Source organism: Rhizobium oryzicola (assembly GCF_030504645.1).
Lineage (GTDB): Bacteria > Pseudomonadota > Alphaproteobacteria > Rhizobiales > Rhizobiaceae > Neorhizobium > Neorhizobium oryzicola.
This window is the reverse complement of record NZ_JAUKWQ010000002.1, coordinates 439097-450985: the sequence shown is the minus strand read 5'-3', so window position 1 is coordinate 450985 and position 11889 is coordinate 439097. Positions and strand designations below refer to the sequence as shown.

Annotated in this window: 12 protein-coding genes; 2 read left to right on the top strand and 10 right to left on the bottom strand. The window is 60.7% G+C overall.

Going from position 1 to position 11889, the window contains the following annotated elements:
* Window positions 1–235: 235 nt before the first annotated feature.
* Window positions 236–1315, bottom strand: coding sequence for a hypothetical protein (locus Q2T52_RS09465; protein ID WP_302076468.1), 1080 nt, complete (start codon window positions 1313–1315; stop codon window positions 236–238).
* A 178-nt stretch (window positions 1316–1493) separates the two neighbouring features.
* Here Q2T52_RS09465 and Q2T52_RS09460 point away from each other — a divergent pair, with 178 nt between their 5' ends.
* The gene (locus Q2T52_RS09460; RefSeq protein WP_302076467.1) at window positions 1494–1952 is read left to right on the top strand and encodes a MaoC family dehydratase; all 459 of its coding nucleotides are present in this window, start codon (window positions 1494–1496) and stop codon (window positions 1950–1952) included.
* Window positions 1949–2416, top strand: coding sequence for a MaoC family dehydratase (locus Q2T52_RS09455; RefSeq protein WP_302076466.1), 468 nt, complete (start codon window positions 1949–1951; stop codon window positions 2414–2416). The genes Q2T52_RS09460 and Q2T52_RS09455 overlap by 4 nt, the downstream gene beginning before the upstream one ends.
* A 2-nt stretch (window positions 2417–2418) precedes the next feature.
* Here Q2T52_RS09455 and Q2T52_RS09450 read toward each other — a convergent pair whose 3' ends face one another.
* The 9 genes from Q2T52_RS09450 to Q2T52_RS09410 form a co-directional block, all read right to left on the bottom strand.
* Window positions 2419–3033: a LysE family translocator gene (locus Q2T52_RS09450; RefSeq protein WP_302076465.1), complete on the bottom strand. Its 615-nt coding sequence runs from the start codon at window positions 3031–3033 to the stop codon at window positions 2419–2421.
* Between the two features lie 65 nt (window positions 3034–3098).
* The gene (locus tag Q2T52_RS09445) at window positions 3099–3641 is read right to left on the bottom strand and encodes an adenine phosphoribosyltransferase (protein WP_302076464.1); all 543 of its coding nucleotides are present in this window, start codon (window positions 3639–3641) and stop codon (window positions 3099–3101) included.
* A 91-nt stretch (window positions 3642–3732) separates the two neighbouring features.
* On the bottom strand, window positions 3733–4611 hold the full coding sequence (locus Q2T52_RS09440) for a cytochrome c1 (protein WP_302076463.1): 879 nt from the start codon (window positions 4609–4611) through the stop codon (window positions 3733–3735).
* 21 nt (window positions 4612–4632) lie between these two features.
* A complete protein-coding gene (locus tag Q2T52_RS09435) occupies window positions 4633–5901 on the bottom strand; it encodes a cytochrome b (RefSeq protein ID WP_302076462.1) in 1269 nt (422 codons plus the stop codon).
* Window positions 5902–5912: 11 nt separating this feature from the next.
* Window positions 5913–6491, bottom strand: a complete 579-nt coding sequence (gene petA, locus Q2T52_RS09430) for a ubiquinol-cytochrome c reductase iron-sulfur subunit (protein WP_302076461.1) — start codon at window positions 6489–6491, stop codon at window positions 5913–5915.
* A gap of 357 nt (window positions 6492–6848) precedes the next feature.
* Entirely contained in the window at window positions 6849–7085 is a 237-nt protein-coding gene (locus Q2T52_RS09425; protein ID WP_302076460.1) for a hypothetical protein, read from the bottom strand.
* Window positions 7086–7154: 69 nt separating this feature from the next.
* Window positions 7155–9023 carry an ABC transporter ATP-binding protein gene (locus Q2T52_RS09420; RefSeq protein ID WP_302076459.1) on the bottom strand — a complete coding sequence of 623 codons (1869 nt, stop codon included), beginning with the start codon at window positions 9021–9023 and terminating at the stop codon, window positions 7155–7157.
* A 147-nt stretch (window positions 9024–9170) separates the two neighbouring features.
* Complete coding sequence (locus Q2T52_RS09415) at window positions 9171–10208, bottom strand: ABC transporter ATP-binding protein (protein WP_302076458.1); 1038 nt, start codon at window positions 10206–10208, stop codon at window positions 9171–9173.
* Window positions 10205–11791, bottom strand: a complete 1587-nt coding sequence (locus Q2T52_RS09410) for an ABC transporter permease (protein ID WP_436799515.1) — start codon at window positions 11789–11791, stop codon at window positions 10205–10207. Before Q2T52_RS09410 ends, Q2T52_RS09415 begins: the two co-directional genes overlap by 4 nt.
* Window positions 11792–11889: the final 98 nt, after the last annotated feature.

The window sequence follows — 11889 nt, the reverse complement described above, 5'->3', positions numbered from 1 at the left end:
GACATCTCCCCCACACGGGGGGAGATCGAATTGTGGCACCGCCCCAAACCTCTTGAACCGTACTGCGGTCAGGACACCATTCGAGTCTGGCGAAGGAGCGAGCGGGAAGCGGTTCTGCTGATCTCCCCCCGTGTGGGGGAGATGTCCGGCAGGACAGAGGGGGGCATTCCTTGAACGCTGAGCACCGCGCTAGCAACAGTCAATTACAGCACTTCGCGTCAGATCGCGATCCTCGTTACATCACCGGCGGCAATTTCGCCTGCCAGGCGCGCGGCAAAAGTTCCATGATCTGCCGGCGGAGATAGCGCCAGCCCGTGCCGACCAGAAGCACGATCAGCCCGACCGTCGTCAGGGCCAAAAACAGCACCACATCCCCAGTCATATCAGTGGTCTGCAACACCTTGATCACCGCCACGATCAACGCGACCAGACCGGATGTCGCAAAGGCGCGCCGGTCAATCACCAGGCCGGTCAGCATCAGCACTGCAACGATGCCGATAATCGGAGGCGCAAGCGCGGTATCGGAGATATCGAGACCTGCAACATCCTTCCGGTAAAGAACCAGCACGACCGAGATCGCGGCATAGAGCAATGCCGGTGCCGTCATCAGATGCAGCCAGAAGGCAATATCGGCGCGGCGTGTGAGACGCTCGCGATCCGACAGGTCGTAGCGCATAGCCAATCCAAACATCGAAACGGCGCCAATGACCAGCAGGCCGACGGCAATCAGAGGATGGTCCTTCAGGATATTCGAAGAGGTCGTCAGGGCTGCCACCCCCCAGAAGAGCAGCGTGAACACCAGAACGAGGCATGACGCCAGAAACTGCGCCACGGCCAACGGCACGCGGTAGCGCCAGGCAAAGGCGCCGAGGACGACCATAATCGGTACTGTCTTGAGCACGAGCGCCAGGTAAGGCGCATCCGGATAGATCTCATCAAGGATCACGGCACTCGTCACGACGGCCCAGACCGCCGTTGCGACGCTAAGCAGAACAGCCGGTAGGGCAAGCCTCTGCCGCCGGACAAGAATTTCCGCCAGCATGATGATGGCAGGTGCCGTTGCGAAAATCGAGCCCGCACCTCCGAGGCCGACCAGCAAGATGAAGACGCCAAGGCTGATCAGCACGTCATGAAAGCCGCGGATGAAGCGCGGTACTTCGGTGTCTGGTGGTGCAGAGCCCTTCCCCTCAAGGCCCTGCTCGCCTTTCCCGGAATTCATGCGCGTGTTCAGATACACTTCCAGATCGCTGATGCGTTCCGGGTTCAGCAAGCCTCTCTGTGCCGCCTCTTCCAGCGCTGCCCTCAACCGGCCCATCCGTTGCCCCTGCCCACTTTCGCCTGGGCCAAGAATAGCCGCACTTCCTGAAAAAATCCGCATGATCCCGCAATGAAAACCAGCTGGATAGAGCCTCGCATGGCAAATGTAAGGCATTCGCACTTGGCAGAAGAGACAGATCCTTTAAGGTGCAAATATCTAATGCGTGGGAGAGACGATGCTGCATTACGAGGACTTCACACCTGATCGAGTTTTCCCACTCGGCCCCAAGACAGTGACGGCAGAGGAGATTATTGCCTTTGCCAGTGAGTTTGATCCCCAGCCGATGCATCTGGATGAAGAAGCGGGCAAGGCCAGCATTTTGGGCGGGCTTGCGGCCTCCGGCTGGCACACCGCAGCCATGTTGATGCGTATGATCGTGGACGCCTATATCGGTAACTCCACCTGCCAGGGCGCACCTGGCGTCGATTTCATGGATTGGAAGAAGCCGGTTCTGGCAGGCGACACATTATCGGGTCGCGGTATCGTTCAGGAGGCGCGCCCGCTGCGCTCAAAACCGGGGATCGGTCTGGTGCGCATGCGCACGGAACTGGAGAACCAAAGGGGCGAACTCGTCTGCGCCGCCGAGCAAGTCATCATGTTCGGCATGCGCGCGCCTAAGGAGACTGCGGCATGAAGCTCTCCGACCTCACGCCCATTGGCACCCGCATCGAAACCGGTTCGCTGACCTTTACCGCCGAAGACATCATTCGCTACGCGCGAGAATTCGACCCACAGCCGTTTCATCTGGACCCGGAAGCCGCCAAGAATTTCGTTTTCGGCGCACTCTGCGCCTCCGGCTGGCATACCTGCGCCGGCTGGATGAAGATGTTTCTGGCTCATTGGGCGGCCGAGCATGCGCGCTTGGTGCGAGAAGGTATTGAACCGCCGCGTATGGGGCCGTCACCCGGCTTCCGCAAACTGCAATGGCTGAGGCCCGTCTATGCCGGCGATACGATCACCTATTATGTGACGCTGACAGAAACCCGAGAACTGGCTTCGCGTCCAGGCACTTGGCTGAACTCCACTTTCAATGAAGGCGTCAACCAGAACGGCGAAACTGTGATGCGGTTTGAGAGCAGCGTGCTGGAATTTGTGTGAGTTCAACGCGTTGCCGCAACGGCAACTCCGGCACCCACCATAACCGCACCGGCGCCGCGGTTGACGCGGCGAACGACCGTCGGCGAGGTCAGCGCACGACGGGCACGCGCAGCCAGCGCCACATGGCCGCCGATGACGACAACCTCCACCAGAAGAATGGCCAGCGCCAATTGCAAAGCCTGCGATGCTGTCAGGCTGGCGCTGACGACGTTGGGCAAAAGCGCCAGATAGAACAGCGGCATCTTGGGATTACCGAGGTTCAGCACCACACCGGTCACGAAACCCTTCCAGAGATCGCCAGAGGTCCGGGCATGATCTGCCTGCGGCACGACCGGTTCTGATGTCCACATCTTGATACCCATCCAGATGAGGTAAGCCGCCCCCGCATAGCGCAGCACCGTCATACCGGCCCCCATCTCTGTGGCCAGCACCGAAAGGCCAAAGGCTGCAAGCATGAGGAAGATCAGGATACCCGCGACGGTGCCTGCACCGTAAGCGATGCCAGAGAGCGCGCCGCGATGCACGCTGCGCGCCAGAATGGTCATGTTGTCGGGGCCGGGACTGGCGGCAAAGACGAAAAAGGTCAGGCCAAAAACGACAAGTGTATGCAGATCCATGGCGTATCCCCTCTTGTTGCCAGAGAAGATACGAAGGAATCAGGCTTCCACGCAAGCGAAGGCGTTCAATGTCCTTCGAAGGCCACCAGCGTGCGCACTTCCACGCCAAGCGATTCCAGCTTCTTGCGACCGCCGAGTTCCGGCAGGTCGATCACGAAGCAGGCGGAGACGACTTCCGCGCCGAGCTGGCGCAGCAGCTTGACAGCACCTTCGGCGGTACCACCGGTCGCGATCAGATCGTCGCACAGGATCACCTTGTCACCTGGCTTCACCGCATCGACATGCATTTCCATCTCGTCAGTGCCGTATTCCAGGCTGTAGGCCATGCGCACGGTCTGGTGCGGCAGCTTGCCCTTCTTGCGGATCGGAACGAAGCCGGAGGACAGCTGGTGCGCGAGCGCGCCACCCAGGATGAAGCCGCGGGCTTCGATGCCGGCGATCTGATCAACGGCAAGATCGGCATAGGGACGAACGAGCTCGTCGACAGCGACCCTAAAAGCTTCCGGGTTGCCGAGAAGCGTGGTGATGTCACGAAAGATGATGCCGGGCTTCGGATAATCGGGAATCGCGCGGATGGCGCCCGCCAGATAGGAAGTTATTTCAGACATTGGAGCTTTCACTGAACACGGAAAGGGACAACCGCAGCAACAAAAAAGGCGGCATTTCTGCCGCCTTTCTTATCCTCACCGCCCGTTACGCTCAATGATCTTTGTTGGCGTAGACAGACTTCTTGGTCAGATAAATCAGGATCGTGAAGATCGCCAGGAACACCATCACCATGAAGCCGGTGCGCTTGCGCTCTTCAAGATGCGGCTCGGCCGTGTACATCAGGAAGGCGGCAACGTCCTTGGCATACTGGTCCAGCGTCTGCGGCGTGCCATCATCATAGGTGACCTGATCAGCCGTGATCGGCTGTGCCATGGCCAGCGCCTGGGCGTTCGCGAAGTAAGGGTTGAAGTGCGTACCCGAGGCCACCTGGATGCCTTCCGGCGGCTCCTGATAGCCGGTCAGCAGCGAGTAGATATAATCCGGTCCGCCTTCCTGATACTGGGTGAAGATGTCGAACACGAACAGCGGGAAGCCGCGGGTGATACCGCGTGCCTTGGCAAGCAGCGACATATCAGGCGGAGCCGCACCATTGTTGGCGGCAGCAGCGGCTTGCTCATTCGGGAAGGGTGCCGGGAAGTGATCCGACGGCACAGCCTTGCGCTTGAACATCTCGCCCGCATCGTTCGGACCATCCTGCACTTCGTAGCGTGCGGCAAAGGCCTTCAGCTGCGCGTCCGAATAACCCAGCCCTTCCAGCGTTCGGAAGGAAACGAGGTTCATGGAATGACAGGCGGAACAGACTTCCGTGTAGATCTTCAGGCCGCGCTGCAGCTGCGCCTTGTCATACTTGCCGAAGGGGCCGGCGAAGGACCAATCGACATTCTTCGGCTTCAGGATCGGGTAGTGACCCGCCTTGGCCGCGTGCTCGGTAGCTTCCGCAAGGTTGTGTGGCTGCTCTGCAGCCTGCGCCAGGCCGGAGAAACCGGCCAGAGACGCCATCAGCGCAATGCTCGTGACAAGCTTTTTCATGGGTATTGTCCTCTCACGCGCTCAGGCTTGTACCGTCGCGGACTTGCCATTCTTTTCCAGAACAGCCTCCGTGATCGAGTTGGGGATGCGCCGGGGCGTCTCAAGCAGGCCAAGCAGCGGCATGATGACCAGGAAGAAGCCGAAGTAGTAGAGCGTACCGAGCTGCGATAGCACGACATACAGGCCTTCTGCGGGCTGGGAACCCAGCCAACCCAGCACGATGGCATTGGCCACGAAGATCCAGAAGAACAGCTTGTACCACGGGCGATAGACGGCCGAGCGAACCTTGGACGTATCGAGCCAGGGCAGGAAGAACAGGATGATGATCGAACCGAACATCACCAGAACGCCGCCAAGCTTGGAGTCGATCGGTCCGACATTGAAGGTGATCGCGCGCAGCATCGCATAGAATGGCAGGTAATACCATTCGGGCACGATATGCGCCGGGGTCTTCAGGGCATTGGCCGGAATGTAGTTGTCCGGATGGCCGAGGAAGTTCGGCATGTAGAAGATGAACCAAGCATAGGCGATCAGGAAGATGCCAACGCCGAACGCGTCCTTCAGCGTCGCATAGGGCGTGAAGCGAACCGTATCCGTCTTGGTCTTGATTTCGACGCCGGTCGGGTTGGTCTGGCCCGTGACGTGCAGAGCCCAGATATGCAGGATGACCACGCCGGCGATCATGAAGGGCAGCAGGTAGTGCAGCGAGAAGAAACGGTTCAGCGTCGGCTGATCAACGGCAAAGCCGCCCAGCAGGAAGCGCTGGATCCATTCGCCGACGAGCGGGAACGCCGAGAAGAAGCCGGTGATGACGGTCGCACCCCAGAAGGACATCTGACCCCAGGGCAGAACATAACCCATGAAGCCGGTGGCCATCATCAGGAGGTAAATGACAACGCCAAGGATCCAGAGGATTTCGCGCGGTGCCTTGTAGGAGCCGTAATAAAGGCCGCGTGCGATATGCAGGTAGACGGCGATAAAGAAGAAGGAAGCGCCGTTGGCATGCATGTAACGCAAAAGCCAACCGTGGTTGACGTCGCGCATGATCTTTTCAACGGAGATGAAGGCGACCGTCGTATCGGCCGCGTAGTGCATGGCCAGCACGACACCGGAAAGGATCTGCACGACCAGCATCACCGCCAGCATCGCGCCAAAGGTATAGGCGTAGTTCAGGTTCCGCGGCACCGGAAAGGCGATGAAACTGTCATACACCAATCGCGGCAGGGGAAGCCGCGAGTCGATCCATTTTTCCAGGCTGGTTGATGGCTGGTATTCGGAATGCCCGCTCATATCTTATCCCCTCACCCGATCCGGAGCACGGTATCGGAAGCAAACGTATAGGTTGGAATGGCAAGGTTCTGCGGTGCCGGACCTTTACGCACGCGGCCCGCCGTATCGTAGTGCGAGCCATGGCAGGGACAGAACCAACCGCCGAAATCACCGGACTGGCCGAGCGGCACGCAGCCGAGATGGGTGCAGGAGCCGATCATCACGATCCAGTTTTCCTTGCCCTTGCCGGCAGAGCGATCGATGTCGGTTGCCTGTGCGTCCGCAGCGATATTGGCATTGCGCGCCACCGGATCCTTGAGATCGGCAAGGGCAACGGCATTCGCCTCTTCCACTTCCTTCGGCGTGCGGTTGCGGATGAAGACCGGCTTGCCGCGCCATTTGACAGTCAGCGACATGCCCGGCTGCAAACCGGACACATCGACTTCGATGGAAGCGAGCGCGAGTGTAGAGGCATCCGGTCTCATCTGGTCGATGAACGGCCACGCAACCGCAACAGCCCCGACGGCACCCGCCATGCCAGTGGTCAAATACAGGAAATCACGACGTGTGGGCTCAGCCACAGTGCCGCCATTGGTGTCGTGTTCACTCACGTTCAACCCATCCTCTGCGCAAAAATGTCGTGGAATTGCATGCCCCTACCCCAACAGAATCCAATTTAGACACAATTGGAACCTATATCCCCGTCTTGATTTCTAAGCACGATCTTGGCGCAAGTCCAGCCTCGGCATCAGCATACGGCACATTGTCGCGGGTCTGTTGCATCATTCCGCTCCACTGTGCCGTCACGAATCCACGCCGGCGGCCAGCCTGCCCCAAGTCGTTCCGCTCCCCTACATCCCCGGATACGGAAACGATTTGCGCTACATCAAACATCACAACATGATTCGCCGCCCTCGTCTTCACGACAGCGACAGGTTGTGCGCAGATTATTTTCTCAGTTTTGGCAATTAACGACGCTCAGGCTCTGCCTGGTAAAGCGCAACAAAAACTTTCATCAGCACGTAAAGTGCAATAAGCGCCGGTACGGTCAGCATCATAAGGACGAATAGGGCTATCGCTCCACCGAGCAGGGCGCCGATCATACCCAAAACGGCACCGAACAATCCCATGGTGAGACCAAACCAGATGGGAAAGGTGGCGATCAGGAACCACGTGACCAGCACGATCGCGATAAAGGGCAGCATGGGCGCATCCTCGGCCAGTGATTGGCCTAGCATAACCTGAGCTCGAACCACCGTCGAGAGCCTGAGAACTTACTGCGCCGCCTCGTCGACTGCGATGAACCCGCCCGACTGGCGCGCCCAAAGCTCCGCATAGAGCCCGCCGCGCTCGATCAGCTCCGCATGGGTGCCCTCTTCGATGATACGGCCCTTGTCCATGACAATCAGGCGATCGAGGGCGGCGATGGTCGAAAGGCGATGCGCAATCGCCAGCACCGTCTTGCCCTTCATCAGCTCATCCAGATTGGACTGGATGGCGGCTTCAACTTCGGAATCGAGCGCCGAGGTTGCCTCGTCCAGCACCAGGATCGGCGCATCCTTCAGCATGACGCGCGCAATGGCGATGCGCTGGCGCTGCCCGCCAGAAAGTTTTACCCCACGCTCGCCCACATGCGCATCGAAACCCTTGCGGCCCTGCTGGTCCTCCAGCGTCAGGATGAAGCTGTCAGCCTGGGCGCGGCGCGCCGCCTGCAGCAAGTATTCATCGGACGCATCCGCCCGCCCGACGAGAATATTGTCGCGGATCGACCGATGCAGCAGCGAGGTATCCTGCGTGACCATGCCGATCTGCGCACGCAGCGATTCTTGGCTGACCTCGGCAATATTCTGTCCGTCGATCAGGATGCGCCCACCCTGCAGGTCGTAGAAGCGCAGGAGCAGGTTGACGAGCGTGGATTTGCCCGCGCCCGAGCGCCCGACAATGCCGACCTTTTCACCGGGACGGATTGTCAGGTCGAGTCCTTCGATGACCGATTTGCCGCGCCCGTAATGGAAGCTGACCTTTTCGAAACGGATTTCCGGCTGGCGCACTGTCAGTGGCTTGGCGTTGGCAGCATCCACCAGTTCGACGGGCTTGGAAATGAGTTCCGCGGCGTTCTGTACCGTGCCGAAATTGCGCATGATGCCGTTGAACTGCGTCATCAGGCGCCCGAGCAAGAAGTTGAGGCGCAGCACCAATGCGAGCGTGAAGGCAACCGCCCCGGAACTGATCGACCCCACCAGCCATAAGTGCACGCAGAGCGCCGCCATGCTGGTGATCATCACGCCGGACAGCAGCGCCATGGAAGCGCGCACGCCGGTGATGAAGCGGGTGAACATCAGGGTCGTGCGCTGAAACGTGTCGAAGCCTTCGCGCATATAGCGGTCATTGGCGTCGCTATTGCCGAACAGGCGAAGCGTCTGGATGTTGCTATAGGCATCCACCATACGGCCGGACAGCATCGAGGCTGCTTCCGCCGTCTCGCGCGAATGAAACCGGATGCGCGGCACGAAATAGCGGGCCAGCAGCGAAAAGACGCCGATCCAGATGACAACGATCATGGCCAGCCGCCAGTCCAGCCCGCCGATCAGGAACAGCATGGAGGCGCAGTAGATCAGCACGAACCACACGCTTTCCATCAGCGAGGTCACGAGATCGCCCGCCGCCTGCCCGCCGGACCAGACCTTGGTGACGATGCGGCCGGCAAAATCATTCTGGAAGAAGGAAAGCGATTGGCGCGCCACGTGCTGGTAAGACTGCCAACGCACCAGATTGTAGAAGCCGGGTGTGATGATCTGCTGGTCAACCATGGCGGTGGCCAGCGTCACCAGAAACCGCACCACGCCGATCAGCACCAGCATGCCGAACAGTTCAGGGCCATGCTGATGGAGCAAGCCACCCCAACCGGCGGCCTTGTCCACCGTCGCCAGAAGATCCACCAACCGCCCGACGAACCAGAACAGGGCAGCCTCGATCGCCGCCGTCATGCCGCCGAGAACCAGCATGGCCAGAAACGGCGCCTTGGCCTGCCGAACATAGAACCAGATGAAGGGGATGGTGCCCGCAGGCGGGCGCAAGTCGTCCTTTCGCCCGAAGGGATCCAGAAAGGTCTCGAAGCGGTGGGCGATAGCGGAAAAGATCATGGAAGCCGATATAGGCGGATTCCATGACGCGGCAAAGTTAAAGCCTCGTCATATTTAAAATAGGCCCAACAGCAGTTTGGACGGACAGAGGGGGGTAGATGTGTCGCAAATTGTGGGTCGCGCTCCCCATGGAAACGGGAGGGCTTCTCACCCCTCCAGCACATGCGCCTTTTCGGCCACGTCGAGGCGCACATAGGCGCCCGGAGCCGGCAGGGCGACACTCGAGGTCTTGATGCGGATCGGCGGCAGCGCAACGCCGTTCAGCGCAACCGCGATGGTGGACGTCGCGCCGGAAAATTCCACATCGACCACCTGGCCGGTATTGTCCTGCTGGCTGCCATCGGTGGCAATGCGGATCTGTTCCGGCCGCAGCATGATTTCGACCTTGCCCTTGTGCTCGCCCACGATCGGCACATTGCCCAACGCACAGGCGGCGACGCTGCCCTTGGCAATTGCGGGCAGGAGCACCGCATCCCCCATGAAGAGAGCCGTCGCGCGGTCGTTCGGGTGGAAATAGAGGTCCTGCGGCGTGCCCGCCTGGACCACCCTACCCTCGCGCATCACCACCAGCCGGTCGGCAAACGAAAGCGCCTCCTCCTGGTCATGCGTCACGAGAATGGTCGTGACCCCGGCTGCCTGCAATACGCGCGCCACCGTCTTGCGCATGTTTTCGCGAAGGCCGGTATCGAGCGCGGAAAAGGGCTCATCGAGCAGCATCAGGCGCGGACGGCAGGCCAGTGCACGCGCCAGCGCCACACGCTGCTGCTGCCCGCCGGAGAGCTGATGAGGCCGGCGCGTCAACATGCCGGGCTCCAGCTCCACCATTTCCAGCAGCGAAAGAACGCGTTCCGTGCGCTCCCGGTCACCACGGGGAATGCCGAATCCAATATTGTCGGCGACGGTCAGATGCGGGAAAAGCGCGCCATCCTGCGCCACGATGCCAATGCCGCGCAAATGGGCAGGCATGGAGCGGTGAGCATCGGCCAGGACTTCGCCCCCCACGGATACACTACCGCTATCCGGGGTCTCGAAACCGGCGATCATCCGCAGCAGCGTTGTCTTGCCCGAGCCGGAAGGGCCGACCACAGCGGTGCGCATGCCGGATGAGGCCTCAACGCTCACCTGGTCCAGCGCCTGGACCTTGCCGTAGCGCTTGCTGACTTTATCGATCGAAAGCACGGTCATTGTCCCGCCACCCGCTTGGACTGGAGATGGAGATAAAGCGTCATCGGCATGGAAAGCACCACCATCATTACCGCATAGGGCGCGGCAGAGACGTAGTCGATTTCGCTGGTGAGCGACCAGAAGCGCGTGGCGAGCGTATCGACCCCCAGCGGAGACAGCATCAGGGTTGCCGTCAACTCGTTGGCGATCCCCAAGGCGGCCAGCGCCACGCTGGCGGCGGCACCGGGAGCCGCCAGCCGGAAGGTAATCTCAAACACCGCGCGGCGCGGCGTGCGGCCGAGCGCTGTCGCAGCGCGCTCCAGTTCCACCGGCGCCTGCGCGATGCTGGCGCGCAAACCCACCATGGCACGCGGCAAGAACAGCAGCACGTAGGCCGCCAGCAGCGTTGCAAAGGTCTGATAGAGCGGCATGAAATAGCGGACGGTGACGGTGACAAGCGCCAGCGCCACAACGACCCCCGGCAGTGAACCGACATAGTAGTGGCAAGCTTCCAGAACGCGCTGCACGCGGCCCGGCGCCCGCACCGAAAGCCATGCCATGGGTGCTGCAAGCAACGTCGCCAGCACGCCGCCGGCCAGCGACAGCAGGATGGTCTGGATCAGCGCGTTGCCGAGCATGTCAGCCTGCCAGATGGCAATGCCGCCAAACCACAGCCATTGCCCGAGGGTGAACAGCGGCACCCCGATGGCAAGGGCTGCGACAATGAGAGGCACCAGCAGGCAGGGCAGCGTCAGCCAGCCGAGGCGGTGCCTGGTTGAAGGCCGCGCCGTGCCGGTGCCGACGCGCGCATAACGCTCATTGCCACGCAGCCCGATTTCCACGAGCAGCAGCACCAGGCAGCAGACGACCAGTACGCCGCCCAGCATGTTCGAGGCCGGACTGTTGTAGGAGGACTGGAACTGGTCAACGATGGCCGTGGCAAAGGTGTCGAACCGGATCATCACGAACAGGCCGTATTCCGACAGAAGATGCAGCGCGATCAACAGAGAGCCGCCGCAAATGGCAAGCCGCAATTGCGGCAGCACCACGCGTATGAAAATCCAGAAGGGTGACAGGCCAAGCGAGGCGCCCGCATCTTCCAGCGCCGGGTCCAGCCGGCGCAGCGCCGCAGCAACCGGCAGATAGAGAAACGGATAATAGGCCAGGACCGCGACGAAGACCGCGCTCCAAAGCCCGCGCATGCCAGGCAGAACGGTGATCCAAGCGTAGCTATGCACGAACGCCGGGATGGCGAGCGGCGCAACCGCAAGACCGGAAAAGAAGCGCCGGAAAGGAAGATCGGTCCGCTCCGTCAGCCAGGCAAGGCCCACGGCCACCACGATGGAGATCGGGATCGTCGCAAGTTCCAGATAGACGGTATTGACCAGCAACTCGCCGACGCGCGGTCGAAACACCAGGGTCCGAACGGTTTCCCAGCCCACATCGAAGGTGACGATCGCGATAAAACCGAGCGGCAAAAGGCTGAACACCGCGACAGCCAGGGCAAGCAGCGTCGCGACAGGGTGCGGGCGAAGCGCAGGCAGAAGCCGAAATCCTCCGGCGCGGCCAGCTGGCCGCCTCAATGATGAGGCACGCTGCAACAAGGAAAACCCTTCACTTGGCGAATGCCGCACGCAATATCGCGCGACCTACCTGAACACGGTTGATACTTCTGATCGGACGTTTTCGCCCAGACCCGCTA

What these genes read in the sequence shown, in the direction of transcription:
- Q2T52_RS09465 (WP_302076468.1), bottom strand. Translation starts at nt 1,315, where the DNA reads ATGGGCCGGTTGAGGGCAGCGCTGGAAGAGGCGGCACAGAGAGGCTTG.
- Q2T52_RS09460 (WP_302076467.1), top strand. Translation starts at nt 1,494, where the DNA reads ATGCTGCATTACGAGGACTTCACACCTGATCGAGTTTTCCCACTCGGC.
- Q2T52_RS09455 (WP_302076466.1), top strand. Translation starts at nt 1,949, where the DNA reads ATGAAGCTCTCCGACCTCACGCCCATTGGCACCCGCATCGAAACCGGT.
- Q2T52_RS09450 (WP_302076465.1), bottom strand. Translation starts at nt 3,033, where the DNA reads ATGGATCTGCATACACTTGTCGTTTTTGGCCTGACCTTTTTCGTCTTT.
- Q2T52_RS09445 (WP_302076464.1), bottom strand. Translation starts at nt 3,641, where the DNA reads ATGTCTGAAATAACTTCCTATCTGGCGGGCGCCATCCGCGCGATTCCC.
- Q2T52_RS09440 (WP_302076463.1), bottom strand. Translation starts at nt 4,611, where the DNA reads ATGAAAAAGCTTGTCACGAGCATTGCGCTGATGGCGTCTCTGGCCGGT.
- Q2T52_RS09435 (WP_302076462.1), bottom strand. Translation starts at nt 5,901, where the DNA reads ATGAGCGGGCATTCCGAATACCAGCCATCAACCAGCCTGGAAAAATGG.
- Q2T52_RS09425 (WP_302076460.1), bottom strand. Translation starts at nt 7,085, where the DNA reads ATGCTGCCCTTTATCGCGATCGTGCTGGTCACGTGGTTCCTGATCGCC.
- Q2T52_RS09420 (WP_302076459.1), bottom strand. Translation starts at nt 9,023, where the DNA reads ATGATCTTTTCCGCTATCGCCCACCGCTTCGAGACCTTTCTGGATCCC.
- Q2T52_RS09415 (WP_302076458.1), bottom strand. Translation starts at nt 10,208, where the DNA reads ATGACCGTGCTTTCGATCGATAAAGTCAGCAAGCGCTACGGCAAGGTC.